The sequence below is a fragment of the Sporosarcina luteola genome, assembly GCF_007991495.1.
In the GTDB taxonomy this organism is placed as follows: Bacteria; Bacillota; Bacilli; order Bacillales_A; family Planococcaceae; genus Sporosarcina; species Sporosarcina luteola.
Map to the genome: position 1 here is coordinate 1 of NZ_BJYL01000015.1, position 25429 is coordinate 25429.

At 43.5% G+C, this 25429-nt stretch carries 26 protein-coding genes; 17 read left to right on the forward strand and 9 right to left on the reverse strand.

Going from position 1 to position 25429, the window contains the following annotated elements:
• Positions 1–427 precede the first annotated feature (427 nt).
• Positions 428–868 carry a methylglyoxal synthase gene (gene mgsA / locus SLU01_RS05325; RefSeq protein ID WP_147056086.1) on the reverse strand — a complete coding sequence of 147 codons (441 nt, stop codon included), beginning with the start codon at positions 866–868 and terminating at the stop codon, positions 428–430.
• Between the two features lie 66 nt (positions 869–934).
• The gene (locus SLU01_RS05330; protein WP_147056089.1) at positions 935–1120 is read right to left on the reverse strand and encodes a YhzD family protein; all 186 of its coding nucleotides are present in this window, start codon (positions 1118–1120) and stop codon (positions 935–937) included.
• Between the two features lie 167 nt (positions 1121–1287).
• Here SLU01_RS05330 and SLU01_RS05335 point away from each other — a divergent pair, with 167 nt between their 5' ends.
• The 8 genes from SLU01_RS05335 (at position 1288) to yhaM (ending at position 10160) form a co-directional block, all read left to right on the forward strand.
• A complete protein-coding gene (locus SLU01_RS05335) occupies positions 1288–1485 on the forward strand; it encodes a helix-turn-helix transcriptional regulator (RefSeq protein ID WP_147056091.1) in 198 nt (65 codons plus the stop codon).
• A 2-nt stretch (positions 1486–1487) separates the two neighbouring features.
• Positions 1488–1799 (forward strand): hypothetical protein, encoded by a 312-nt coding sequence (locus SLU01_RS05340; protein ID WP_147056093.1) that lies wholly within the window; start codon positions 1488–1490, stop codon positions 1797–1799.
• Positions 1800–1817: 18 nt separating this feature from the next.
• Complete coding sequence (locus tag SLU01_RS05345) at positions 1818–2120, forward strand: DUF2178 domain-containing protein (RefSeq protein ID WP_147056096.1); 303 nt, start codon at positions 1818–1820, stop codon at positions 2118–2120.
• Positions 2121–2183: 63 nt separating this feature from the next.
• Positions 2184–3083: an ABC transporter ATP-binding protein gene (locus tag SLU01_RS05350; protein WP_147056098.1), complete on the forward strand. Its 900-nt coding sequence runs from the start codon at positions 2184–2186 to the stop codon at positions 3081–3083.
• On the forward strand, positions 3076–4335 hold the full coding sequence (locus tag SLU01_RS05355) for an ABC transporter permease (protein ID WP_147056100.1): 1260 nt from the start codon (positions 3076–3078) through the stop codon (positions 4333–4335). Before SLU01_RS05350 ends, SLU01_RS05355 begins: the two co-directional genes overlap by 8 nt.
• A gap of 601 nt (positions 4336–4936) precedes the next feature.
• Entirely contained in the window at positions 4937–6148 is a 1212-nt protein-coding gene (locus tag SLU01_RS05360) for a metallophosphoesterase family protein (protein ID WP_147056102.1), read from the forward strand.
• Positions 6149–6336: 188 nt separating this feature from the next.
• Positions 6337–9225, forward strand: a complete 2889-nt coding sequence (locus SLU01_RS05365) for an ATP-binding protein (RefSeq protein WP_147056104.1) — start codon at positions 6337–6339, stop codon at positions 9223–9225.
• Complete coding sequence (gene yhaM / locus SLU01_RS05370) at positions 9222–10160, forward strand: 3'-5' exoribonuclease YhaM (protein WP_147056106.1); 939 nt, start codon at positions 9222–9224, stop codon at positions 10158–10160. Before SLU01_RS05365 ends, yhaM begins: the two co-directional genes overlap by 4 nt.
• Before the next feature lie 41 nt (positions 10161–10201).
• Here the strand turns inward: yhaM and SLU01_RS05375 are convergent, their stop codons facing one another.
• Positions 10202–11086, reverse strand: coding sequence for a peptidylprolyl isomerase (locus SLU01_RS05375; protein WP_147056108.1), 885 nt, complete (start codon positions 11084–11086; stop codon positions 10202–10204).
• Positions 11087–11226: 140 nt separating this feature from the next.
• Between SLU01_RS05375 and SLU01_RS05380 the strand changes: the two genes are divergently transcribed.
• Positions 11227–11325, forward strand: coding sequence for a YjcZ family sporulation protein (locus tag SLU01_RS05380; RefSeq protein WP_147056110.1), 99 nt, complete (start codon positions 11227–11229; stop codon positions 11323–11325).
• A 51-nt stretch (positions 11326–11376) separates the two neighbouring features.
• On the opposite strand, the gene SLU01_RS05385 is transcribed toward SLU01_RS05380, so the two are convergent.
• The 5 genes from SLU01_RS05385 to SLU01_RS05405 all read right to left on the reverse strand — a co-directional run bounded on the left by SLU01_RS05385 (position 11377) and on the right by SLU01_RS05405 (position 13946).
• Positions 11377–11562, reverse strand: coding sequence for a hypothetical protein (locus tag SLU01_RS05385; protein WP_147056112.1), 186 nt, complete (start codon positions 11560–11562; stop codon positions 11377–11379).
• Positions 11563–11621: 59 nt separating this feature from the next.
• Positions 11622–12230 (reverse strand): HTH-type transcriptional regulator Hpr, encoded by a 609-nt coding sequence (locus SLU01_RS05390; protein ID WP_147056114.1) that lies wholly within the window; start codon positions 12228–12230, stop codon positions 11622–11624.
• Between the two features lie 178 nt (positions 12231–12408).
• The gene (locus tag SLU01_RS05395; RefSeq protein WP_147056116.1) at positions 12409–12771 is read right to left on the reverse strand and encodes a YtxH domain-containing protein; all 363 of its coding nucleotides are present in this window, start codon (positions 12769–12771) and stop codon (positions 12409–12411) included.
• 113 nt (positions 12772–12884) lie between these two features.
• On the reverse strand, positions 12885–13409 hold the full coding sequence (locus SLU01_RS05400) for a tryptophan transporter (RefSeq protein ID WP_147056117.1): 525 nt from the start codon (positions 13407–13409) through the stop codon (positions 12885–12887).
• 108 nt (positions 13410–13517) lie between these two features.
• Positions 13518–13946: an HIT family protein gene (locus SLU01_RS05405; RefSeq protein WP_147056119.1), complete on the reverse strand. Its 429-nt coding sequence runs from the start codon at positions 13944–13946 to the stop codon at positions 13518–13520.
• Between the two features lie 154 nt (positions 13947–14100).
• Between SLU01_RS05405 and SLU01_RS05410 the strand changes: the two genes are divergently transcribed.
• The 6 genes from SLU01_RS05410 (at position 14101) to SLU01_RS05435 (ending at position 22665) form a co-directional block, all read left to right on the forward strand.
• Positions 14101–14850: an ABC transporter ATP-binding protein gene (locus SLU01_RS05410; RefSeq protein ID WP_147056121.1), complete on the forward strand. Its 750-nt coding sequence runs from the start codon at positions 14101–14103 to the stop codon at positions 14848–14850.
• Positions 14834–16045, forward strand: coding sequence for an ABC transporter permease (locus SLU01_RS05415; RefSeq protein WP_170232599.1), 1212 nt, complete (start codon positions 14834–14836; stop codon positions 16043–16045). The genes SLU01_RS05410 and SLU01_RS05415 overlap by 17 nt, the downstream gene beginning before the upstream one ends.
• A gap of 87 nt (positions 16046–16132) precedes the next feature.
• Complete coding sequence (locus SLU01_RS05420) at positions 16133–16366, forward strand: IDEAL domain-containing protein (protein ID WP_147056125.1); 234 nt, start codon at positions 16133–16135, stop codon at positions 16364–16366.
• A 157-nt stretch (positions 16367–16523) separates the two neighbouring features.
• Positions 16524–18506, forward strand: coding sequence for an excinuclease ABC subunit UvrB (gene uvrB / locus SLU01_RS05425; protein WP_147056127.1), 1983 nt, complete (start codon positions 16524–16526; stop codon positions 18504–18506).
• A 7-nt stretch (positions 18507–18513) separates the two neighbouring features.
• Positions 18514–21387: an excinuclease ABC subunit UvrA gene (gene uvrA, locus SLU01_RS05430; protein ID WP_147056129.1), complete on the forward strand. Its 2874-nt coding sequence runs from the start codon at positions 18514–18516 to the stop codon at positions 21385–21387.
• Between the two features lie 108 nt (positions 21388–21495).
• A complete protein-coding gene (locus SLU01_RS05435; RefSeq protein ID WP_147056131.1) occupies positions 21496–22665 on the forward strand; it encodes a DUF4097 family beta strand repeat-containing protein in 1170 nt (389 codons plus the stop codon).
• A 307-nt stretch (positions 22666–22972) separates the two neighbouring features.
• On the opposite strand, the gene SLU01_RS05445 is transcribed toward SLU01_RS05435, so the two are convergent.
• Entirely contained in the window at positions 22973–23530 is a 558-nt protein-coding gene (locus SLU01_RS05445) for an N-acetylmuramoyl-L-alanine amidase family protein (protein ID WP_147056135.1), read from the reverse strand.
• Positions 23531–23665: 135 nt separating this feature from the next.
• Between SLU01_RS05445 and hprK the strand changes: the two genes are divergently transcribed.
• Complete coding sequence (gene hprK, locus SLU01_RS05450) at positions 23666–24643, forward strand: HPr(Ser) kinase/phosphatase (RefSeq protein ID WP_147056137.1); 978 nt, start codon at positions 23666–23668, stop codon at positions 24641–24643.
• On the forward strand, positions 24621–25427 hold the full coding sequence (lgt, locus tag SLU01_RS05455) for a prolipoprotein diacylglyceryl transferase (protein WP_147056139.1): 807 nt from the start codon (positions 24621–24623) through the stop codon (positions 25425–25427). The genes hprK and lgt overlap by 23 nt, the downstream gene beginning before the upstream one ends.
• The last annotated feature ends 2 nt before the right edge of the window (positions 25428–25429 follow it).

Sequence of the window (25429 nt, forward strand, 5' to 3'; positions counted from 1 at the left end):
CGTGTAAAGAGTTCTCGTTAAAAGTTAAGAAGTTCTCATTGAAGTAGAAAGAGTTCTCGATAAGGGGTGAGGAGTTCTCATTGAAGTGCAGTGAGTTCTAGATAAGGGGTGAGGAGTTCTCATTAAGGTGCAGTGAGTTCTCGTTAAAGGTCGAGGAGTTCTCATTGAAGTGCAGTGAGTTCTCATTGAAGGTTGAGGAGTTCTCATTAAAGTGCAAAGAGTTCTCGTTAAAGGTTAAGGAGTTCTCATTGAAGTGCAAAGAGTTCTCGATAAGCATAGTAGAGTTCTCGATTCCAGTTCACTACTTTCGCGCAAGGTCCATTCCTTCGCACGAAGGTCCATTCTTTCACGGCGAGGATCCATTCTTCTCATTCCAAGGTCCATTCTCTCTCGCCCACACACTGGCTCACTCTAAAAACAAAAGGACTTAATCCTCTCGGGGATCAAGTCCTTTTGTTTTGTATTTATCCGCTGTTTCACGCCATGAGAAATAACCTTTTTCGACAGATTTAATCAGTAACTCAGCTGTAGCGATATTTGTCGCAAGCGGTATTCCGTACACATCACAAAGTCGCAATAATGCACTGACGTCAGGCTCATGAGGTTGGGCTGTTAATGGATCGCGGAAAAAAATGATTAAATCGAGATCGCCTGTCGCGATCATAGAACCGATCTGTTGGTCTCCGCCTAAAGGGCCCGACATCATCCGGTGGATTTGAAGGCCTGTCGCTTCCATAATGCGCGTCCCGGTCGTTCCAGTGGCATAAAGTTCATATTCGGAAAAGATGTGTTTATAAGCAATCGTGAAATTCACTAATTCATCTTTCTTCTTGTCGTGTGCAATGAGAGCAATATTCAATGGACGCACCTCTCTGTCGTTTCATTCAATTAAAGAGTATCACAATGACAGAAATGTAGCCAAATTTTTCACCGATTAAACGTGAAACAGCAATAGCTTTCCGGCAGGTGATGCAAGGCGATGTGTTTGCTCAATAAGGTTTTTCTCTTCCAGCAGTGCATGACCTTTTTCTTTTGCCAACTCATCATTCTCCGCAGTAAATGTTTCCTCTGTAATCAATTCACCCGTTTTTTCGTATGCCGTCAATTTATATGTTCTCAAGCTGCTCATCCTTCCGTACATTTTCTCCATTATACTATGAAAACATTAGAAATGAATAGCGGTTCATTGAAGAATTAAAAATATTTGTAAAGGTCCCTTGACATTCTGCATATAGTAAAGTAACCTTTACGTAAAGCGACCTTTACAATGAAAGGGGGAGCATTTAACTGGAAAACTTGATTAAGGAAATGCGGACCGCTATGGGATTGACGCAGGATGACCTTGCAGAGAAATTGGAAGTCTCAAGGCAGACGATCATTTCTCTCGAAAAGGGAAGGTATAATCCCTCTTTGACTTTAGCATTTAAAATCGCAAAGCTCTTTAATTGCCGTATTGAGGATGTCTTTAAACCAGAGGAGGAGTAAATATGTACGAAGGATTTGATATATGGGCTTTTCTACTAGGCTTGCCATCTGGATTAGCCATATGGGCAATCGTTTGGTATTTTGTAAGGAAAAAAGGCAAGAAGGAGCGAATGTTTGATGAAAGGTATACAAATCTCCATCGACACGCGAGATCAATTTCGTGGAAGGTAATGACTGGCGCGATTTTAATTGCCTGGCTCATCGTCATGATTGTGGAAGGGGCAAAACTGGCATTTTTTATCCTTACTGCGTTATGGGTCATTCATATGCTTTCATGGTTGATTGGCGCAGCGATTGTCAACAAACATCATTAATAAGAAAGGCGGGGAACTATGATTCCATCCATTGAAAGTTTAGCAGGATTTATTACAGGTGCGGGGGTCGTGTTGCTGATCGCTTTCCTTTATTTCAAAAAGGGAAAGAAAGAACGCCGCTTTGATGAAAGATATCAGGAGGTTCACGAAAAAGCGAGAACTGTGTCATGGTCAATTACACTTATTACGCTTATGCTGATGTGGGTAGGAGCACTTATTTTCGAAGGTCCGAAATTGGCCTATCTCCTTCTGTCATCTGCATATGGAGTGATGCTCATTTCATATGGTGTCGGGGCTATGATTTATAACAAGCGAATTTAATGAAACTAATTATCTCGTAAGCACGTAGTAAAAACTAGTAGGAAAAGGGAAGGGAGATACATGATGGCTTTACAACTTGAGAACGTTACAAAGCGGTTTGGTGACTTTACGGCCGTGGATGATTTAACTCTTTCAATTGAGGAAGGGACGATGTATGGCTTCTTAGGGGCAAATGGGGCGGGTAAGACGACGACGTTTCGGATGATTTTGGGTCTATTGAATGCGAATGAAGGGCAAATCGCTTGGAATGGCAAAACGATTTCATACTCGACAAGTCCTGAAATCGGTTATCTACCGGAGGAGCGGGGCCTTTATCCAAAAATGAAAGTCGAGGAACAGCTCATTTTCCTTGGGGAATTAAGAGGCATGAAAAAAGCGGATGCGAAAAAGGCGATTGGGTATTGGTTGGATCGATTCGAAGTGCCGCAGTATTTGAATAAAAGAGTGGAAGAGTTGTCGAAAGGGAACCAGCAGAAGATCCAAGTGATTGCCGCCCTAATGCATGATCCAAAACTTTTAATTCTTGACGAACCGTTCTCAGGTCTCGATCCGGTGAATGTCGAAATGCTGAAAAGGGCAATTATCGATTTTAGAAATACGGGGGCGACGATCATTTTCTCCAGTCACCGGATGGATCATGTAGAAGAGTTATGTGAGCAGCTGAGCATCATTCATAAGGGTCAACAAATTGTAAAAGGGTCGCTTCGAGAAGTGAAGCGTTCATTCGGAAGGCAAAATGTACGTATCCGATCTGATCATGATTTGACGAAGTTGGATCATATTTTAGGAGTCAAATCGGTTTCCCATTCAGTCGAGGGCGCGGTCTTCCAAATTGAAGAGGAAGACGTAGCAAACGAACTTCTGACGGCTGCATTGCAGGAAGGACCAATTCGACATTTTGAGATCGAAGAGCCTTCCCTGCAAGATATATTTATTGCAAAGGTGGGGAAAGAACATGCGTGAGTTTTGGATTATCTTCAAACAAGCTTTTACATCAAAGGCGAAGGCGAAATCTTTCATCATTACGACGCTCATTATGATGGTGGCCATTTTCCTGCTTGCAAATATATCGAAAATAATAGACACGGTGCAAGATATGACAGGCGGGGAAGAGGAAGAAGTCCTTCATGTTGTGGATACTAGCGGCGTTCTGATTGACCCGTTGCGGGCACAGCTGGAAACCGAAGAGAGTGGGATTGTCGTCAAAGCAACCGAGGAATCTGAACAGGAACTTACTGATAAAGTAACGTCCGAGGACATCGATTCATTCTTGACGTTATCTGTGGATGAGCAAGGTACGATTCATGCTAATTATACTACGATGAGTATGATGGATTTTAGCTTACCGGGACGCATCCAGGACGCACTTCAATCCATCCAGACAGAAATGAAAGCGAATGAATTGTCTTTATCCGGAGCGCAAGTGCAGACATTGTTCACACCGATTCAATTTGAACAGCAAAATATATCGCCTTCTGCTAAGTCGGAAGAAGAGCTGAACACAGCCCGGGTACTTGTGTATGTACTGATGTTCGTCATTTATTTCTCTGTTATCATGTATTCAAGCATGATCGCAATGGATGTCGCAAATGAAAAATCTTCAAGAGTAATGGAAATCCTTATCTCAAGCGTTTCCCCTGTGAAGCATATGTTTGCGAAAGTTCTCGGGGTTGGGTCTTTGGGGATTTTGCAAATTATTATTTATGGCATTACAGGATTCATCGCCTTTAAAACGTCAGCAACCGAAATTCCAGGAGGGTTTTCCGACTTCTTCAGTTTGAAGGATGTCAGTCCGAGCACCCTCGTCTATGCAGCAGTTTTCTTCGTGCTAGGATTCTTCCTATATGCGACACTCGCGGCATTGCTAGGGTCATTGGTCAGTAGAACAGAAGATGTCCAACAGATGATTATGCCGATGACATTGCTGATCGTGGCGGCATTTATCATCGCTGCAACAGGGTTGGGCAATCCGGAAATCGGTTATTTGAAATACGCATCGTATTTCCCATTCTTCACACCGCTTGTCATGTTCTTGCGGGTAGGGTTGCTCGATTTGCCAATGTGGGAACCGTTGCTATCAATCGCCATCATGCTTGCGACAATCTTCATTCTCGGCTGGTTCGGAGCAAGAGTGTATCGTGGAGGCGTTCTCATGTATGGACCTTCGCGTTCGTTGAAAGATATTAAGAAAGCAATTCAGTTAGGGAAGGAATAAAAAGCTGGAGCTGTCCGGAAAGTCAGTGCATACTGATTTTCCGAACAGCTTTTTTCTTTATTGTCCCGCGAACCGGCAAGATCGGCATGACAGTCAATTAAACGTCACTTATTGTCCCGTCCGCGTGAAAATTAATCCCTCGCGGTCAATTAAACGTCTCTTAAAGTCCTGTCCACGAGAAAAATAAGCTCCCGCGGTCAATTAAACGTCACTTAAAGTCCCGTCCACGAGAAAAATAGCCACCCGCGGTCAATTAAACGTCACTTAAAGTCCCGTCCACGAGAAAAATAAGCTCCCGCAGTCAATTAAACGTCTCTTAATATCCCGTCCACGTGAAAAATAAGCTCCCGCGGTCAATTAAACGTCTCTTAAAGTCCCGTCCACGTGAAAAATAAGCTGTCGCGGTCAATTAAACGTCACTTAAAGTCCCGTCGGCGTGAAAAATAGCCTCCCGCGGTCAATTAAACCGCTCTTAAAGTCCCGTCCGCGATAAAAATAAGCTCCGACTGTCATTTAACAGCCCCAGCTTATCTATGGTGTTTTTCCCCTTTACATATGGTAAAATTAGAACAAATATTCGTTAGGGAAGGGGGTTGTTGTTTTGTCATCCATCCGATTTATACATGCTGCGGATTTGCACTTGGATAGCCCTTTCAAAGGATTGACTGGACTATCGCCCGCTCGTTTGAATGAATTGCGTGAAAGCACATTTACAGCATTTGACCGACTTATCAGATACGCTTTGAAGTCACATCCGGATTTCGTGTTGATCGTCGGGGATTTGTATGATGGCGAGGACCGGAGCTTGCGTGCCCAACGAAAGTTCCAAGAGGGAATGGAAAAACTGGCTGAAGCCGAAATTCCTGTATACATCACTTATGGGAACCATGATCATGTAAGTGGGAGCTGGACAAAGTTTGAGCTGCCTGGAAATGTGTTTGAATTCAAAGAGCATGTCGAAGACGTTTCGTTGACGGTAAGGGGTCAAGAAGTCGTGCTGCATGGCTTCAGTTATCCTAAAAGGCATGTCCGTGAAAGAATGATCACTCATTTCCCGACCGCCTCGGATCAGCAGTCCTATCATATCGGATTGTTGCACGGCAGTGTTGCCGGGGACGAATCGCATGCCGTCTATGCGCCTTTCACGATTGATGAACTTCAGTCGAAGCATTATCATTATTGGGCGCTTGGCCATATCCATAAACGTCAGCAGCTTAGCGAAAATCCACCGGTTGTTTATCCGGGAAATATTCAAGGCCGTCACCGGAATGAATCAGGGGAAAAAGGATTTTATGAAGTGGAATTGAGTAATTCAGAAACAGTTCTTTCCTTCATACCGACATCTGCCGTTCATTTTGGTCGGATTCAACTACAGTGCAACGGCATCCATCATGCGAATGAATGGATAACGCTTTGTGAAGAGGCGCTTGATTCGTTTGTCGAGGAAAACGGGCCATCCATTATTGACTTGGAAATGCATATGACTGATGCAGAAACAGTTGCTTTCTTCGCACAACAGCCAGACGACGCATGGTTGGAAACAATCCGTGAAGTGACAGCGGGCAAGGAGCCGTTCGTTTTTGTTCACCGATTGGTGACTGTTGGGAACGTGCGCCAGGAAAATACGAATAACGTGCTGATCGAATCGGTGTTAAACCAAGTGGACAGCTGGTCGACCGACGAATGGATACATGTGCTCGACGACCTGTACGGACATGTTCGAACGGTCAGATACCTTGATGCATTGACGGAAGACGATATTTCAGAGTTGAAAAAAGACGCAGAACGGCTTTTATTAAATGAAATGCTATAAGTTTCATATTTACTTTAGGATTGTAGCGGAAGGCGGCGACTCTTGGGGGATCAGCGGGAAAGGTGAGACCCCGCAGTGGAGCGAAGCGACCGAGGAGGCTCACCTCCTGCCCCCCGGAAAGCGTCCGCCTGAAGCGGAAATCCGGGTTACAATGCCTTAATACACACATTTCGAAATGAGGTGAACATGTGAAGTTAAAAAAGATCGTCATCTATGGTTTTGGAAAGCATGAAAATAAAACAATCGATTTCGATACAGGCATAAACATCATCTTTGGAGAAAATGAAGCCGGAAAAACAACCATTCAGCAATTCATTCTTCAAGTTCTTTTCGGATTTCCACAAAAGAATAGTACACAACTTCGATATGAGCCGAAATCGGGCGGGAAATATGGGGGACAAGTCCATATATCTGATGCCATTCACGGTGATTATGTCATCGAGCGAGTACGCGGGAAATCAGCAGGAGACATCACCGTCTATTTTGCGGATGGTACGGAGGGTGGAGAAGAAGCATTAAAGACGCTTTTACGACAGTATGACCGTGCTTCGTTTGAATCGGTTTTTTCATTCTCCCTCCTTCAGCTGCAAGGATTTGAAAAGATGGATGAGCTCGAATTAAGCCGTACCTTATTGGCGTCGGGAACAACAGGCGTGGACTCCTTATTGCGTGTGGAGAAAAAAATGGAGAAGGAAATTGCGGATTTATTCAAAAAAACTGGCCGAAATCCTGAATTGAATCAACGTTTACAAGAATTGAAGGAAATGGAGTCCGATCTGAAAAGTGAACAAGAGAGACTATCGGTGTACTCTCCTAAACTAAACCGGATCCATGCGATTGAAAAAGAGCTGATCGAGAAAAAATCCGCATCTGAACGTTTACGTGCGTGCTATAAGGATCTCGGTCAGCAAATTCAACGATTGCCTCTGAAAAATCGAAAACGGACGATTGAAGACAGGTTAGGACAGATTGGACAAAGTGTCTTTCCGTCAGACGGCATTCGGCGGTTTGAAATGGTCAGTGGCAAGTTAAAGGAAATGGAAGCTAAAGTGAATGGGTTGGAAAAAGAACTGATGACAGTGAAGGAACGGATGCCAAATCCGCCGGACACTAAAACGCTAGTAGCCATTGAACGCCTATTAGCACGGGAGCCTGAATGGCATGATTGGCATGCGATCAGCGGCTCGCTGCAGGAAAGTCAGCGGCAGTCCATTATAAAAAAACATCAGTTGCTTGACCGATTAGGTTTGAGCGAGGCGGATGTCATATTGCAGTCGGATGTTTCCATTCATCGGGAAGAACTGTTATATGATCAATTGCAGAAGGCGGCTGAGCTTGATCGGCAAATGGGGTATATTGACCACCAACTGACACAGTTGGAAAACGAGCTTCGTGAAGTGAAAAAGGAACTGCAATACGTGGAGAAAAGCCGCCCATCCGATGAAGACATGAGGCGAGTGGAGGAATGGCCGTCCATTCGGGACCGTCTTGGCGAGGCAAAAGCATATCTCCAGTTAAAACGGACGAACCCATTGAATGGGAATCTATTTGTTTACCTTCTTCTATTTGTTGTGGCATTTGCGGCTATTGCGATCGGTTTTATTGAGAAACAGTGGTTGTTTAGTATAGTTGGGGCATGTATTGCTGTAATCGTTGCTTATCTCGTTTTAGTAATGAAAAAGCAGGATGCCAGTTCGAAAGAAGAGGAAATGAAGCAATTCGTAGCTCAATATGCGGGCTATGAAAAGCAAATGGAGAGCATGTTTGAAAAGGTGGCTGCTTATCGGCAACATCAGCCCCGATTAGCCGAAATGGAGCGTACGGTTGAACGTAAAATGAGCGGTTTGGAAGCGGAATACGAAAAACTTGGCCGGGCAAAAGAAAGTCTTGGGAATGAACTGAGTGGGTTCTTCCTGGATTATGGAATGACTAAAATCCCGAATCCGGGTATCTTGCATGAATTTTTCAGCATGGTCCGGAGTGTCCAGGAAATCGAACGGGATTTACAAGAAAATCGTGCAAGATTGGAAGAGGTTAATGAACGCATCCAATCCAGAATGACAGAGGCCCTTGTGCTAATTCCAGATTTGCAAGAGGAAACGTTATATGACAAGTTGAGAAGTGAATTCATATTCCTAAAGTCGGAACAGCAATCATATACTACTCTTTCGGACAGGTTGGAAGAGTTGCAAATGGAGAAGCGGGAAGTGACGGAGTTCATCGGCTCTTTGCGTGCGCAACAGAGAGATTTATTCCAAGAGGCTGAGGTTGAAACGGAAGAGCAATATTACAAGGCATATGATGATTACCAGGAAGCCGTTCTTCTGAATCAGCATTTGATGGATATAGCTGCGCAATTGTCAATGCAGGGAGCACAGGCAGATACGGAGCTTGCGCAGACAGAAGAAGAGTTGAAGACAGAGATTGAGCGTGCAGAACGAACACTCTCCGAAGTTGAAGAGATCATGGATCAGCTCGTACAGGAAAAGACTGCATTAAAGATTGAAACGGAAAAATTATTGACGGATGATACGTTTCAACAAAAACAGCAATTATTTGAAATGAAAAAGGCGGAGTTTGCAGAATTGGCCAAGCAATGGGCCGTCCGTCAAGTGACCGTAGAAGCCATTAAAGGGATGATGAAGGAATTAAAGGATAAGAAGCTGCCAGAAGTATTGCATGGAGCTGATCGGTTATTCCGGGAACTTACAGGGGGCGCATATGAATCGCTTACGATCCTTGATAATGGTTTGTTCCAAGCAATTGCACAAAATGGAATGCGCTATCCCATTATTGAGCTAAGCCAGGCAACAAAAGAGCAGGCATATATTTCGCTCCGGCTCTCATTAGCGATGGCGATGGAGAAGACAGCGCCTTTTCCAATTTTGATGGATGATCCTTTCGTTCACTTTGACGAAACGAGGCTTTCCCGCATGAAGACGATAGTGGAGAACTTAAGTGAACAGCACCAGTTCATCTACGTCACTTGTCATGGTAAGATGGTAGAAGAATGGACAAATGCAAAGATAATTAGCGCATCCGTATCGGAAGCGGAAAAGGGGGCGGTGGCAAGATGAAAAAAATTATTGAACACCAAGTCGGGGAACCTGTTGATCTCTTTTTGCTTATTAAACAATCAACTAAAGGAATTACACAACAAGGCAGCCCGTTCATGACACTCATTTTGCAAGATAAGAGCGGAGATATAGAGGCAAAGCTTTGGGACACAGGAACCGAGCAAGAACAATTATATGCTGCTGCAACAATCGTTAAAGTTGGCGGCGAAGTCCATGAATATAGAGGGAAAAACCAACTGCGCATCAAGAGCATCCGTCCTGCAAAAGAGGAGGAAGGTGTGACGATTTCAGACCTCGTCCCTTCTGCATCTAAAAGCAAGGAAGCTCTGTATGAAGAGTTAATGCAATATTTCTTTGAGATGAAAAACCCGCATATCCAGCGCATCACTCGTCATTTACTGAAGAAACACCAGTCCGCATTTTTAGTGTATCCTGCAGCAACACGGAACCATCATGATTATGTATCCGGATTGCTGGATCATGTCGTTTCTATGTTGAAACTTGGAAAAGCGATCGCTGATTTATATCCGTCGTTGAACAAGGATTTACTGTACGCGGGAGTCATTTTGCATGATATTGGAAAAGTGATCGAGCTGTCGGGACCTATCGGAACGCAGTATACGATTGAAGGTAATCTGTTAGGGCATATCACCATCATGGTGAATGAAATATCAAAAGCTGCAGATGAATTGGAAATTGACGGGGAGGAAGTTATGCTCCTACAGCATATGGTCCTTTCCCATCACGGAAAAGAAGAATGGGGCAGCCCGAAACGTCCGATGTTGATGGAAGCGGAGATGCTGCATTATATCGATAATATTGATGCGAAGATGAACATGCTTGACAGGGTGATGTCTAAAACGGAGAACGGGGAATTTACAGAGCGGATTTTCCCTCTGGATAACCGATCTTTTTACAAGCCGAATATCGATTGAAAAAAGCCTCGTTCAGAAACCTGAACGAGGCTTTTAACTTATTATTTTTTCTCAGCGTCTGCTTCTTCATCTTTTTGCGTCAAATAGTTGTCCAACGCATGTTTGTATTCATCGTCTTTAATATCAATGTCAGCTGCTTTGATCAATTCTTCAAGTTTTTCTTCGAATAGAGCAGCTTTTAGGTTATTTTCAACTTCGGCTTTAATTTCGTCATCTGTTTTCTCGGTTTCAGCCGTACGTGTATCAAGCAATTCGATGATGTGATAGCCATAGCTTGTCTTCACAGGCTCGCTAATTTCACCTTTTTTCAATGCATAAGCTGCATCTTCGAATTCCTGAAGCATTTTACCAGGACCGAACCAACCGAGATCTCCGCCTGTATCTTGAGCGACCGGCTCAGTGGAGTATTCCTTCGCTAACGCTTCGAAATCGCCGCCGTCTTTCACTTTTTTCAACACTTCATTTGCAGTCTTTTCGTCTTTAACTACGATATGGCGAGCATGGACTTCAGTTTTTGCACGTTCCACGCCTTTTGCGATATCCTCATCGGATACTTCCAATGATTCGATCATTTTCTTTTGAAGCATTTGGGATTTTACATTTTTGTCAAAGAACTTTTCAGTGATTCCTTGTTGTTGAAGGACCATTTCAAAGCTGTCTCCGTATGCTTCTTTCTGTTTCTTAATTTCTTCTTTTACTTCTTTGTCGGATACTTTATATTCATTCTCCAATGCTTGTTGAAGAAGTAGGTTTTCGACAACTTGAACGCCGATTGCATCCTTCATCTCTTCATATAGGTCTTCTTTTGTAATTGTGCCGACTTTTGATTTTGCGATGATCTCGTCATCCGCCTCTGTTTGGTCGTTACATGCAGCAAGGGCTAAAACAGATGCAGCCATCGTCATTGCAAGAATTGTTTTTTTCATGATTATTCTCCCCTAACTTTTGTGTACAACATTTGATACTATAACATAAAAACGTTCATAAAACAAAAAGGTTCCCTTCCTAAAAGCCTATGACGATAAACGCGGATTGCATAGGATACTAAGAGAGAGGAGGTGCTCTAATGAGTGGATATGGCCAAGGGCAAGGTTCTTCCGGATTTGCGCTGATTGTTGTATTGTTCATCCTTTTGATCATCGTCGGAGCTGCATACTTGTACTAAAAAAGAAAGTCCAACTCCCGATAAGGGAGTTGGACTTTTTCAAGGGCGCAATTATACATTTAATAGTACTTCAAGATAGAACGACAGAATCAATATAGTGATTAGGATATTGACCGTTCGATATATTTTAGGTTGCTTTTCTTCTGGGATTTCCCGTGATTGACATAATGCGAATGTCATCTTGTTGATTTGGAATAAATAAAATAATGAAAACAAAACAGTAATGATTAGGATCAAATCCAGTCCTCCTCTTCAAAGCCTTACTTTATAATAGCAGACATAATCGGAAATTGACATTATTTTTCATCGGCGGTCTGTAATTCGGGTGTTTCCATACGTTCTTTTTTTGCCGTATTAATAGAAACTAATTCACCATTTTGCTCGTCAAAGGAGCGATCGATGCGATTAAACCCACGTTCGAAAATCTCCATGAAATCTTCTCCGTAAATATTGCGGATGACGGACATCACTTCTAAAAATTCAGGAAATTTTCCATAAATGCTTTTGATTGGAAGTGATCCTTCTAAGATGCCATGTTCGGAATCGTAATAGTTTTCATTCATAGCTTGTAGAAGTTCATCGCCTTCTTCGGTAACGGATACATATGTATTACGGCGATCGTCGTCCTTTTTGAAAAACATCAGGTAGCCGCGTTCTTCAAGTTTTTTGGAAAAGTTGAATGCGGTGGATACGTGCATGACACCAAATTTTGCAATGTCTGATATGGTGGCCCCTTGGAGATGATGGGCAATCCAAAGAATATGGTGTTCATTAATATTCAAGTTATAAGGTTTTATCCACTGTTGCCAATCTTTTTCGACAGCCTTCCAGAGTGCTTTCGACATTTGAGCGACGCGTTGACTATAGATCATCGCTTCTTTTTGAGAAAATTTTTGTTCTGTCATGAAATACCTCCAAAATTATATAGTGTATTTTCATTATAGCAGGAAAGTTTCAAATAAAAAAGTTGGAATTGCAAAAAAACTTTTTTTAATCCAGCTCCGGTCGCCTTTAGGCAGGCGCCCTACGCTTTCTTATTCAAAAAAAGTTATCCAATTATGATGTTGGATAACTTGGTTTTGCTTATTTCTGTTGGGCGGCTATCGTTTGTTCTAGTTCTGCCAGGGAAGTTTGAATGGCGGAGATTTCTTTTTCGAGTCGAAGCTTGTTCTTTTCGGTGGAAAGCTGCCATTGTTCGATGGATCCTTTAATATCATGCACGGCTTCGGGCACGAGTTCTTTTACTTCCTTTGTCATATGAGTGATGGAATCCTTCAAATCGGAAATTTTTCCTTTGACGTCATATAATTTATGTTTCATGTCAGTTGACGCATTTTTAATGGACGATCGTATTTCGCTTCCCGATTGAGGGGTTGAGTAAAGGATGGTGACAGCAGCTGTAACCGAGCCTGTGATGAGTCCGTACATAAAGGCGGATGCTTTCATGGTGGACACTCCTTTCTTTTTGAATAGTATTCCTTGTCATAGTTTAATTAAAACATGGCGGAGTGTTCCGGGCAATCAAAAAAAGCTTCTCCGCTAAGAGAAGCTTTGTACAATCAATTGGATAATGCTGTTTTAAAGGAAGTCCGTTTTAACAATCCGATAATGATCGGATAGATGATGAAGAATACGATTCCGTTCATCGCAATGGCTGGCAAGACGACAGTTGCGAATAAAAATCCGAAAGGGATATTGACACCCATCATATAGATGACGATTGAAAGGAATACGGTTCCGGACAATAATGTTCCGACGCATATAATGAGTGTCGGTACGATTAAACGGTTTAATGATTTTTTAAATAGAATGATAAGCGCCAAGACGACAAAAGCCGTAATTAATTTATCGGCGATATTTGGTATGAAGCCGCCCGGGAAGCTTGAAAACAATCCTGAAATGACACCTGTTGTGGCTCCTAATAAAAAGACGCTGCGCACATCGGGGAATAAAAAGATCCCAATGATCATCATCGTCAACATGAAGTCCGGCTTCATGCCCTCACCATAACCGGGAATCACCAAATACAAAGCTGCACCGACGGACACCAACAATGCCATCAACGTCAAATTTCTAGTATTCATTTCTCATCTCTCCTCAACTCTGCTCTTATTCGTTCTCCTGACGTATCCTCGTGATCGTCAGCGAAAACATACTAAAATTGTACATGAAACTATGAATACTGGCAAGTGTTACTCCTTATCGAAACGATTCCGGATTTGGGCAGCGATTTCCTGAATCCGCTCCGTTGGATAATCTTCCACTTTCGGATTCCAGTCTGATTGGAAGCCATCCGTCTGGTCGTAGCGGGGGATAAAGTGCATATGGAAATGGAAAACAGCCTGTCCAGCCGGAGCGCCGTTATTTTGTAAAAGATTCATTCCCGCAGGGCTGAACTCCTCTTTTAAGACATTTGCCAGTTTAGGAGCGACTGCAAATAATCGGGATGCCTCTTCTTCAGTCATTTCATATAAATTTTCCCTATGATTTTTTGGGATGAGCAAAATATGCCCTTTTGTGACGGGCATGACATCCATTATGGCAATAACGTTCTCGTCCTCATAAATTTTTTCACTAGGTAGAGTTCCTTCTACAATCTTACAGAAAATACATGAAGTCATTCGTAATCCATCCTTTCCGGTTAACTGTGTCCGATAAATGCGGACATATTCATGATTCTCATAAGTGTAGCATATTTTCTGTTAATGGGTGAAAGATGGACAAAGCATTTTGGTGTTATGTTTGGTAAAATAGATATAAGAATGGAGGATGATTATGGCAATTCTCGAATTGAAAGATGTGACAGGCGGATATACGCGCAAACCTGTACTGCATGATCTATCGTTTGAAATCGGCGAAGGCGAACTCGTCGGGTTGATAGGTTTGAATGGTGCCGGAAAAAGTACGACAATCAAGCATATTATCGGACTTATGAATCCTCACCGTGGTGAAATTAATGTGAATGGCGTTACATTCGCAGATGACCCTGAAGCGTATCGGAAGGCGTTCACATATATTCCTGAAACTCCGATTTTATATGAGGAGTTGACGTTGAGGGAGCATCTGGAACTTACCGCAATGGCATATGGATTAGATGAAGAACTGTTTGAAGCCCGTTCTTCAATGTTGTTGAAAGAGTTCATGATGGAGAAAAGATTGAATTGGTTTCCCGCACATTTCTCGAAAGGGATGCGTCAAAAAGTGATGATTATGTGTGCATTTCTCGTGGAACCATCTTTGTACATTATCGATGAGCCGTTCGTAGGCCTTGATCCGATCGGTATCCGTTCCTTATTGGATCAAATATCCGAGAGAAAAGCGAATGGGGCTTCGGTATTGATGTCGACCCATGTCCTGTCAACTGCGGAGAAGTATTGTGACCGGATCATCCTTCTGCACGAAGGCCGAGTGAGAGCGCAAGGGACAATGGATGATTTAAGGAAAGCATTCAACCGTCCTCATGCAACATTGGACGAGCTATATATTTCAATGACAGAGGATCATGATCATGAACAGCTTGCGTGAAATATGGGGCAATCGATTTGTCCATTACATGACCGAACTGCAAAAATATATGAAGTTCGTTTTTACTGGCCATTTGGCAATTGTCCTGCTGTTTACAATTGGGGCCGGGGGGTATGCGTACAGTGAATGGCTGAAAGAAGTGCCTGATAACTTTCCATCGGCTATTATTGCCGCTATCCTTCTTGGGGCGGCATTAGTTTTCGGAGCGCCTGTGACATTGCTCAAGCCGGCAGATATCGTTTTTTTCTTGCCGATGGAAAAGAAAATCGAGGAATATTTGCGTAGATCATTACGCTACTCGTTATTTTCACAACTACCGGTGCCATTTATTATCTTTATCGTTTTAATGCCTTTGCTCACTGCTACAAATGTTGCAGGGAAGACTCAATTAATCTTGACTGCCGTTCTCGTATTTCTTGTGAAATGGCTGTACGTAGAGACGGAGTATGTTTATAGACGTGCGAATGAAGGCTCTGGAATGTGGAAGGACCGCCTCTTGCGTTTCGTATTAGCAGCGTTGCTCATTTATGTCATGCTTGCAAATCTTCCGTATTTCATCCCGGTCATCGGTCTATTGATGGCTGTCTATTATTTATTCTGGAAGAAAAAAAGTGCGGCTAAACCGTTCCCATATGAGCACTTCATAACACTTGAGCAAAATCGAATGATGCGTTTTTACCGTTTTGCCAATTATTTCACGGATGTGCCTCATTTAAAAGGATCCGTCAGCCGCCGCGCTTGGCTAGGATTCCTCATGCGCGCTCCGAAGTTCGGTCAAACTTCACCGCAACGTTATTTATTGCAAAGGACGCTTATCCGAACGGATGACACATTTTGGCTATGGGTCAGACTTACAGCATTGTCGGTCATCGGGATCGTTCTAATCCCATTCCCGATTGTTATCTATTTATTCATCGGGGCATTGGCTTTCGCCTCATCGATCCAACTCGTTCACGCTTTAAGTGGAGGAGATGATTTCCGGATGGATATGCTTTTCCCGCAATCGGAAAGCACGCGTCAACCGGCGATCCGCAAAACGGTAAGTGCTGTTCAATTGCTGCAAGCTCTTTTCGTTCTTATTACTGGATTCATCGTAGTTGGCCTATCCGTGTCTCCAGTAATAATGGCAGTTATCGTATTACTTATCTCCGAAGTGACCATCCGTCTTTCAAAAGAGAAAGCGGAAACAGCATGAAGAAAATTAAATAGAATATTCACAAAAACCTTGCAACCGATCTTCTAGTTTATGTATAATGGAAAAAAGGCATCAGGGGTGAGGGAGATGGAGAAGAAATATTCATATGCCGAGTTTTTAAAAGCCGTTGGAAAAAACAGCTCTTCTTTGCAAGCGGAGAGGTTATTGAACGATATTTATATGGATTTGTTCCTCAGTCACATTCATCGAGAGCAAACAAAAAGACGTCTCTTAAAACTGATCGATCTTGCGCTTGACCAAAAGGACGAGTCGGCCTTCAATCGTTTGACAGATGAATTGATGAAAATGGAAGAAAAATAATAATAGCTTAGCGGGCTGCCCGGTATCATCAGATGATATCGGTGCGGGCCGCTTTTTTATTTATAATCAACAATAAAAAACGTACGTTCCCTTATTTCTTTAGTCTAGCTTTAAACTATGTTAAGATGTAACTAATTCATGTTGGGGGGGACTTTGTATGGTCCAGAAATTTGATTTGCATGCTCCGTATGTTCCTTTAGGCGACCAACCTTCAGCGATTGCGAAGCTAGTGGAAGGCATTGGAGAAGGCAAAAAACATCAGACACTTTTAGGTGCGACCGGGACAGGGAAGACGTTCACCGTTTCAAATGTAGTGAAGGAAATCAATAAACCGACACTTGTAATTGCACACAATAAAACACTTGCTGGGCAACTTTATAGTGAATTTAAAGAATTTTTCCCGAATAATGCGGTAGAGTATTTTGTTAGCTTTTACGATTATTATCAACCGGAAGCGTACGTCCCGCATACGGATACTTATATAGAAAAAGATGCAACGATCAATGATGAAATCGATAAGCTTCGCCACTCGGCAACATCGGCGTTGTTTGAACGGAGTGATGTATTGATTGTCGCATCCGTGTCATGCATTTACGGACTCGGTTCACCGGAGGAATATGGGAAGCATGTCGTCTCACTACGGTCTGGCATGGAAATTGGCCGCAATGAACTATTGAGACGTTTTGTCGATATTCAATACTCAAGAAACGATATCAATTTTACGCGGGGCACATTCCGGGTGAGAGGGGACGTCGTCGAATTATTCCCGGCCTCACAGGACGAGCACTGCATTCGCATTGAATTTTTCGGGGACGAAATCGACCGGATCCGGGAAGTCGATGCACTTACCGGTGAAATTTTAGGCGAGCGCGAACATGTAGCCATCTTCCCTGCATCTCACTTCGTTACGGGTGAAGAAAAGATGGTGAAAGCAATCGCAAATATCGAGGCAGAGCTGGAAGAGCGTCTCAAAGTACTAAGGAAAGATGATAATTTGCTGGAAGCACAGCGACTTGAACAAAGAACGCGCTATGACTTGGAAATGATGCGGGAAATGGGTTTCTGCTCAGGGATTGAAAACTATTCAAGGCATTTGACGCTGAGACCTGCAGGGGCGACGCCTTATACACTGCTTGATTATTTTCCGGATGATTTCCTTATCGTCATTGATGAAAGCCATGTCACATTGCCTCAAATTCGCGGGATGTACAATGGTGACCAAGCAAGAAAGCAAGTGCTGGTTGACCATGGATTCCGCTTACCTTCAGCGCTTGACAATCGACCGCTTATGTTCGATGAATTTGAAAACTATGTCCATGAAGCGATCTATGTTTCCGCAACTCCCGGCCCTTATGAAATCGAGCATACGCCCGAAATGGTTGAACAAATCATCAGGCCAACAGGATTGCTTGATCCAATCATTGAAGTGCGTCCAATTGAAGGCCAGATCGATGACTTAATCGGGGAAATTAATGAGCGTACAAAACGGAATGAACGGGTATTGATTACTACATTGACGAAAAAGATGTCCGAGGATTTGACCGATTACCTGAAAGATATCGGCATCAAAGTCCAATACTTGCATTCCGATATAAAAACGCTCGAACGTATTGAAATCATCAGAGAACTGAGGTTAGGAACGTATGATGTCCTGATTGGCATTAACTTGCTAAGGGAAGGGCTTGATATTCCGGAAGTTTCCCTTGTCACCATTTTGGATGCGGATAAGGAAGGATTCCTTCGTTCTGAACGATCTCTGATCCAAACAATCGGCCGGGCTGCACGTAACTCTGAGGGCAAGGTCATTATGTATGCGGATCGCTACACGGATTCCATGAAAAAGGCGATTGATGAAACGACAAGACGCCGGGAAATCCAAATGGCTTACAATGAAAAGCATGGTATCACTCCGACAACAATTAAAAAGGAAATCAGAGATGTTATCCGTGCGACTCAAATTGCCGAAGATAGTATTTCTGCTCTTGATAAAGTGACAAAAGGCAAGAAGTTGACGAAAGAAGATAAGACGAAATTGCTTGCAACGCTCGAAAAGGAAATGAAAGAGGCGGCAAAGGCACTCGATTTCGAAAGAGCCGCAGAATTGCGCGATACGATATTAGAATTGAAGGCTGAAGGGTGAAGACGCAATGAAAAATACGGAAATTGTCATTCAAGGGGCCAGAGCCCATAATCTGAAAAATATTAACGTCACCATTCCACGCGATAAAATGGTTGTCATTACAGGATTGTCCGGCTCAGGGAAATCGTCTCTCGCTTTCGATACGATTTACGCGGAAGGGCAACGAAGATATGTTGAATCGCTATCAGCGTATGCGAGACAATTCTTAGGCCAGATGGATAAACCCGACGTCGATGTCATAGAGGGGCTGTCACCTGCCATTTCCATTGATCAAAAGACGACAAGCCGCAACCCTCGATCCACTGTCGGAACTGTTACAGAAATCTATGATTACTTACGATTGCTATACGCACGGATCGGCAAGCCTATCTGTCCGAATCACGGAATTGAAATTACTTCACAGACGATTGAACAGATGGTCGACCGGATTATGCAACTGCCGGAACGATCCAGGCTGCAAATATTGGCGCCTGTCGTTTCTGGAAGGAAAGGAACGCATGCGAAGCTGATTGAAGACATAAAAAAGCAAGGTTATGTCAGGATCCGAGTGAATGGAGAAGTAATCGATCTCGATGATAATATCGAACTGAACAAAAACAAAAAACATACAATAGAAGTCGTTATTGACCGCATTGTCGTTAAAGAGGGGATCGAAGCCCGCCTCAGTGACTCATTGGAGTCTGCGCTGCGGTTGGCTGACGGAACTGTCTTGGTCGATGTGATGGATGTGGAAGAATTGCTGTTCAGTGAACATCATGCTTGTCCGATTTGCGGTTTTTCCATCGGGGAGCTGGAGCCGCGGATGTTTTCATTCAACAGCCCATTCGGTGCATGTCCCGAATGTGATGGCCTAGGTTCGAAACTTGAGGTGGATCCGGAACTGGTCATCCCTGATCGTTCCCTTTCATTAAATGAAGGTGCAATTGCGCCTTGGGTACCAACGAGTTCACAATACTACCCAGAACTGTTAAAGACAATTTGTCATCATTTTAAAATACCGATGGACGTTCCTGTCGAAGATTTGGCAGATGAAGATTTGAATATAATCCTTTACGGTTCAAAGGATCATAAAATCAAGTTCCAATATACGAATGAATTTGGCAATACACGCGTAAATAATATCTATTTCGAAGGTGTACTCGCAAATGTTGAGCGCAGGTTCAAGGAAACGTCTTCCGATTATATCCGCGAGCAGATGGAGAAATATATGGCGAGCCGCGCGTGTCCGAATTGTAAAGGATACCGATTGAAAGAGGAGACGCTGGCTGTCAAAGTAAATGGGGAGCATATCGGAAAAGTAACCGCCCTATCCATTACAGAAGCCGACAACTTCTTTAGGAATCTCGTACTTTCAGAGAAGGATATGCAAATTGCAAAGCTCATCCTCCGTGAGATTGAAGAACGATTAGGGTTCCTTGTTAATGTAGGGCTCGATTATTTAACGTTATCCAGGACGGCAGGCACGTTATCGGGCGGTGAAGCGCAGCGAATCCGGCTTGCCACGCAAATCGGCTCCAGATTGACAGGCGTCCTCTATATTTTAGATGAACCGTCGATCGGACTCCATCAACGAGATAATGATCGTCTGATCGGAACGTTACAAAGCATGCGCGACATCGGCAATACACTTATTGTTGTAGAGCACGATGAAGACACAATGGTTGCTGCTGATTACTTGATTGACATTGGTCCCGGGGCAGGAGAAGCCGGAGGGCAAATCGTATCGGCCGGTACACCTACCGAAGTGATGAATGATCCGAACTCATTGACGGGTCAATATTTAAGCGGTAAGAAATTCATTTCCCTGCCAATCGAAAGGCGTGAGCCGGATGGCAGAGTTGTTTCGATAAAAGGCGCATCGGAAAACAACTTGAAAAACGTCGACGTAGATTTCCCGTTAGGTCAATTCATTGCAGTGACGGGTGTTTCGGGGTCTGGTAAAAGCTCACTTGTCAATGAAGTTCTTTATAAAGTGTTGGCCCAAAAACTAAACCGTTCAAAGCAAAAGCCGGGCAAGTTCACATCTGTTAGTGGACTTGAAGAATTAGAGAAGGTAATTGAAATCGATCAATCCCCGATCGGGCGGACGCCAAGATCGAACCCGGCGACATATACCGGAGTTTTCGACGATGTTCGTGATGTATTCGCCATGACAAACGAGGCGAAGGTAAGAGGATATAAAAAAGGGCGATTCAGCTTTAACGTGAAGGGCGGACGCTGTGAAGCTTGCCGTGGAGACGGTATTATCAAAATCGAAATGCATTTCCTTCCTGACGTCTATGTACCTTGCGAAGTATGTCATGGGAAACGATATAACCGTGAAACACTTGAAGTGACATACAAAGGAAAAAACATCGCCGACGTCTTATCAATGACTGTTGAAGACGCATTAGTATTCTTTGAAAACATTCCTAAAATCAGCAGAAAACTGCAGACGATCGCCGACGTTGGCCTTGGATACGTTCAACTGGGTCAACCCGCCACAACATTATCGGGCGGAGAAGCGCAAAGGGTCAAATTGGCATCCGAATTGCATAAACGTTCAAACGGAAAATCATTTTATATTTTGGACGAGCCGACAACCGGCTTGCATGTCCATGATATTGCCAAACTATTGGACGTGCTGCAACGTTTAGTGGACTCTGGAAATACGGTACTCGTCATCGAACATAACCTTGACGTCATCAAAACCGTTGACTATATTATCGACATCGGTCCCGAAGGCGGAGACAAAGGCGGCCAAATCATTGCGACAGGCACGCCGGAAAAAGTAGCCAACGTAAAAAAATCCTATACGGGCCATTATTTGAAACCGATTCTCGAACGGGACCGCCAACGAATGAAAGACATGATCGAAACAGCCTCCACTGAAAAAAGATGAAACCTTATGAAGGGGCATTCGTATATATACTATGGAAAGTAAGAGTATGTAACAGTGACTCTTGCTATTAGTTGAAATCAAAGGCATACCAAATTAGGAGGCGGAAAGATGCAAAATGAACGCGAACGTATCTTGACAATGCTGGAAAACGGTACAATTTCAATGGACGAAGCCTTAACACTTTTAGAAGCAATGGAGAAAAATACAACTCCATCTAGTAACGAAAAGAACTTCCAACAAGCAGAAGACTTCAACAATGAAACCCAATTCGAGCGAGAAAACAAACAATCAGAATCCAACAATACAAACGGAAAAGATCCATCAATGGATGAATTCTTCGAAGACATCAAGAAAGACTTTGTCACTGTTGGTGATCGCTTCATGCAATTCATGCAAACCGCTGTAGAAAAAATGAAAGACTTTGATTTTGACAAGCCTTTCGGCGGAAGTTCCACATTCCACCATACAATGGTCAAACAAGCCGACGATTTAGAAGAAATCCTTATTGACGTCGATCACGGAAGTGTTTCCATTCACGCGACCGATGTTGAGGAAATCAAAGCCGAATTCATCGTTAAATCATTTAACGGAAGATCAGAAGAAGAAGCCAAAAAAGAATTCCTCGATAAGTTGATCTTCTTGAAAGATGAAGGCAAGCTACGCTTATTAAGCGACTTGAAATTAAGCCAAGTCAATGTAGACCTCTTTGTTCCAAAGAAGGACTATAAAAAGATCTCTGCAAGACTTCTGAACGGTCACTTCGCAATCAAAGATCTATCCGTTGATCGATTATATACGAAGACGGCAAACGGGAAAGTGGATGTCGAGCGGATTACCTTTAAAGAAGCTGAACTGGAAGCAGGGAATGGGTCGATCCGGTTGAACGATAGTACTGGCGAAATGCTTGAAGCTGAAACAATTAACGGACGCGTCTATGTGCTAGGTGAATTGAAAGATGTCGAAGCAAAATCACTGAATGGCCATGTAGTTATCACGACAACGGATGCTGCTGCACAAAGAATAGATGCGAAAACGGTGAGCGGTTCCGTTGAAGTATATGTTCCATCCGATATTCCGTTGCGCGGGGAAATTGCAACAAACATGGGACGGTTGGACCTTCAGTTGAAAGATGTTAACAAATCGACTGAACAAGAACAATTCCTTCACCGCTCAGTCAGCTTTTCGAAAGAGCTTGAAAGTGAAACTGCTCCCCTTCATATTCATGCCGAGGCAAAAACAGGTTCAGTCATCGTCTGCTATACGGTTAAACATGATTAAATAATAAAAGCTGTCAACAACGTCATTCGACGTTATTGACAGCTTTTTACTACGAATTCCGCGCGCGTCCAAAGCAGGCCTCCGCGCGTCCAAAGGAGTAGCCCGCGCGTCCAAAGGAGTAGCCCGCGCGTCCAAAGGAGTAGCCCGCGCGTCCAAAGCAGGCCCCCGCGCGTCCAAAGCAGGCAGCCGCGCGTCCAAAGGAGTAGCCCGCGCGTCCAAAGGAGTAACCCGCACGTCCAAAGCAAGCTCCCGTGCGTCCAAAGGCGACTCCCGCGCGTCCAAAGTGCATACTAACCCGTACTGGTTATCACTGATTCCCATGATACAGCCAGGCGAGGATTCCGAAAGCAATCGCTCGTGCGCATTGTTTTCGATAGCCATTCTGCAGCAGAAGATCGGCCTCTTCCCGGTTGGTCATGAAGCCGCATTCCACCAGAATTGCTGGCATTTTAGTATCCCGTAATACCGCGAAGTTTGCTGTCTTTACCCCTCGATCTTTCCGCCTGCACGCTGAAATCAATGATGTATGGACGACAGCCGCCAATGCCTCAGATTGTTTACTTGCCTTCGGATAAATATATGTCTCAATCCCTTGCGCCTCATTCCATCCGTTCCCAAATGCATTTGCGTGAATAGAGACAAACGCATCAACGTTCAACTTGTTCGCTAAGCTCGTCCTTTCCGCTAACGGGACATCACGATTCGGACTATGTGATAAAACGACCTCCACCCCTTCCGAATGCAAAGTCTGTTTGATCATTTCTGCTACTGCCGAATTAAAGCTGAACTCTAAGAGTTTCCCATCCGGAGACCTTTTCCCGGGTGTTGCCGGCCCGTGTCCCGCATCCAATAAAATTTTCGCCATATGCTCTCCCCCTCGCTATGTATATAGACCTGATAACTAAAAAGGTAGACAATTTCAGGACGAAATCATTTCAAAAGGAATTGTTCATGGTAAAATGAAGCATAGCTTCAGAGAAAAAAGAAAGGCGGCGAGGAAATGTCGATTGTAACAGTGAAGGATATTCAAGAACGTTTTGGTCTTGAACTTCTCGCAGGCTGGGCAGGCATCGAGCGAAATATTTTAACTAGCGACATATCACGCCCGGGTCTTGAAATGGCGGGTTATTTCGACTTTTATCCGGCATTACGGGTTCAGCTGCTTGGGAAAACGGAAATTTCCTTTTTCAATAAGTTGAATGAGGCTGAACGCCAAGATCGTATGAATCGTCTTTGTACGGATGACACACCGGCTTTCATCCTTGCACATAATATTCAATGCCCGAGTGAATTGCTTGAGCTAGCGGAATTACGAAACATTCCTGTGCTGCAAACGGAGAACCCGACAACGCGCTTCTCGGGGATGCTGACGAATTACCTTGAAGGGCGTTTAGCACCGATGACGACTGTCCATGGAGTTCTCGTAGACGTTTATGGCATCGGCGTGTTGATAACTGGGAAAAGTGGCGTCGGTAAAAGTGAAACGGCTTTAGAACTTGTGAAAAGAGGGCACCGGCTCGTTGCAGATGATGCAGTGGAAATTAGGCAAGTCGCAAAAAATGTATTGATCGGGAATGCGCCGAAAATACTTAGACATATGCTTGAAATACGCGGTGTCGGCATTATTGACATGATGACACTTTTCGGTGCAAGTGCCGTGAAGGACGATAAACGGATTTTAATGGTGATCGATCTTGAAGCTTGGGACCCTAATAAAATTTATGATCGTTTAGGCATTGACGAAGAGAAGATGAAGATTATGGATTCGGATTTGACGAAGCTTACAGTACCCGTACGGCCGGGGCGGAATCTATCTGTCATTATTGAAGTGGCGGCAATGGATTACCGGATGAAAAGATTAGGCATCAACGCAGCTGAAAACTTTTCAAAAAAACTTGATTTGGCGATTAGCCAACATACAGATGAATCTGAAGTAGAGGGGATAGAGGAAAATAATGTTCGATATACTAGCGATTGACCCAACGGCCTTTCATTTAGGTCCTATACCGATTCGTTGGTATGGAATTTTAATCACATCTGGCATCATTTTAGCATTTATCGTCGTTCAAAAAGAAATGGTGAAACGGGGAATGCACCCTGATTTCTTAACCGATCTGCTTATTTGGGCTGTACCTATCGCCATTATAAGTGCACGGATCTATTATGTTATATTTTCATGGGATTCCTATAAGGATAACCCGGCCGATGTCATTAAAATATGGGAGGGCGGAATTGCCATCCATGGTGCATTGATCGGTGCATTTATAACGACTTACGTGTTTACAAAAAGACGCGGAATCTCTTTTTGGAAAGTCGCTGATATTGCCGTTCCCGGGATTTTGATTGGCCAGATTATCGGTCGATGGGGGAACTTCATTAACCAAGAAGCGCACGGGGGTCCTGTATCCCAAAAGTTTCTGGAAAACACATGGATTCCAGATTGGATTATGAATCAAATGACGATTGAAGGAGTGACGTATCACCCGACGTTTCTATATGAATCCTTATGGAATGTAGTCGGTCTTATCATCCTCCTTATTTTAAGAAGGGTTCGATTGAAGAGGGGAGAAATGTTTTTCTTTTACCTCATTTGGTATTCGATCGGAAGGTACTTTATTGAAGGAATGAGAACGGACAGTTTGTATGGCGGAGATCTTCGCGCTGCGCAAATTGTTTCAATCATTGCGGTTGTCTTCGCTGTGTCCATGTTCATATGGAGAAGGTTCATTAAAAAGATCAAAGTGGAATATCAAGATAACTAGAA

What these genes read in the sequence shown, in the direction of transcription:
- yhaM (WP_147056106.1), top strand. Translation starts at nt 9,222, where the DNA reads ATGAAAAAAATTATTGAACACCAAGTCGGGGAACCTGTTGATCTCTTT.
- hprK (WP_147056137.1), top strand. Translation starts at nt 23,666, where the DNA reads ATGTCGATTGTAACAGTGAAGGATATTCAAGAACGTTTTGGTCTTGAA.
- SLU01_RS05445 (WP_147056135.1), bottom strand. Translation starts at nt 23,530, where the DNA reads ATGGCGAAAATTTTATTGGATGCGGGACACGGGCCGGCAACACCCGGG.
- SLU01_RS05420 (WP_147056125.1), top strand. Translation starts at nt 16,133, where the DNA reads ATGGAGAAGAAATATTCATATGCCGAGTTTTTAAAAGCCGTTGGAAAA.
- SLU01_RS05390 (WP_147056114.1), bottom strand. Translation starts at nt 12,230, where the DNA reads ATGACAGAACAAAAATTTTCTCAAAAAGAAGCGATGATCTATAGTCAA.
- uvrA (WP_147056129.1), top strand. Translation starts at nt 18,514, where the DNA reads ATGAAAAATACGGAAATTGTCATTCAAGGGGCCAGAGCCCATAATCTG.
- uvrB (WP_147056127.1), top strand. Translation starts at nt 16,524, where the DNA reads ATGGTCCAGAAATTTGATTTGCATGCTCCGTATGTTCCTTTAGGCGAC.
- SLU01_RS05350 (WP_147056098.1), top strand. Translation starts at nt 2,184, where the DNA reads ATGGCTTTACAACTTGAGAACGTTACAAAGCGGTTTGGTGACTTTACG.
- SLU01_RS05400 (WP_147056117.1), bottom strand. Translation starts at nt 13,409, where the DNA reads ATGAATACTAGAAATTTGACGTTGATGGCATTGTTGGTGTCCGTCGGT.
- SLU01_RS05345 (WP_147056096.1), top strand. Translation starts at nt 1,818, where the DNA reads ATGATTCCATCCATTGAAAGTTTAGCAGGATTTATTACAGGTGCGGGG.
- lgt (WP_147056139.1), top strand. Translation starts at nt 24,621, where the DNA reads ATGTTCGATATACTAGCGATTGACCCAACGGCCTTTCATTTAGGTCCT.
- SLU01_RS05405 (WP_147056119.1), bottom strand. Translation starts at nt 13,946, where the DNA reads ATGACTTCATGTATTTTCTGTAAGATTGTAGAAGGAACTCTACCTAGT.
- SLU01_RS05340 (WP_147056093.1), top strand. Translation starts at nt 1,488, where the DNA reads ATGTACGAAGGATTTGATATATGGGCTTTTCTACTAGGCTTGCCATCT.
- SLU01_RS05355 (WP_147056100.1), top strand. Translation starts at nt 3,076, where the DNA reads ATGCGTGAGTTTTGGATTATCTTCAAACAAGCTTTTACATCAAAGGCG.
- SLU01_RS05375 (WP_147056108.1), bottom strand. Translation starts at nt 11,086, where the DNA reads ATGAAAAAAACAATTCTTGCAATGACGATGGCTGCATCTGTTTTAGCC.
- SLU01_RS05380 (WP_147056110.1), top strand. Translation starts at nt 11,227, where the DNA reads ATGAGTGGATATGGCCAAGGGCAAGGTTCTTCCGGATTTGCGCTGATT.
- SLU01_RS05415 (WP_170232599.1), top strand. Translation starts at nt 14,834, where the DNA reads ATGAACAGCTTGCGTGAAATATGGGGCAATCGATTTGTCCATTACATG.
- SLU01_RS05395 (WP_147056116.1), bottom strand. Translation starts at nt 12,771, where the DNA reads ATGAAAGCATCCGCCTTTATGTACGGACTCATCACAGGCTCGGTTACA.
- SLU01_RS05410 (WP_147056121.1), top strand. Translation starts at nt 14,101, where the DNA reads ATGGCAATTCTCGAATTGAAAGATGTGACAGGCGGATATACGCGCAAA.
- SLU01_RS05435 (WP_147056131.1), top strand. Translation starts at nt 21,496, where the DNA reads ATGCAAAATGAACGCGAACGTATCTTGACAATGCTGGAAAACGGTACA.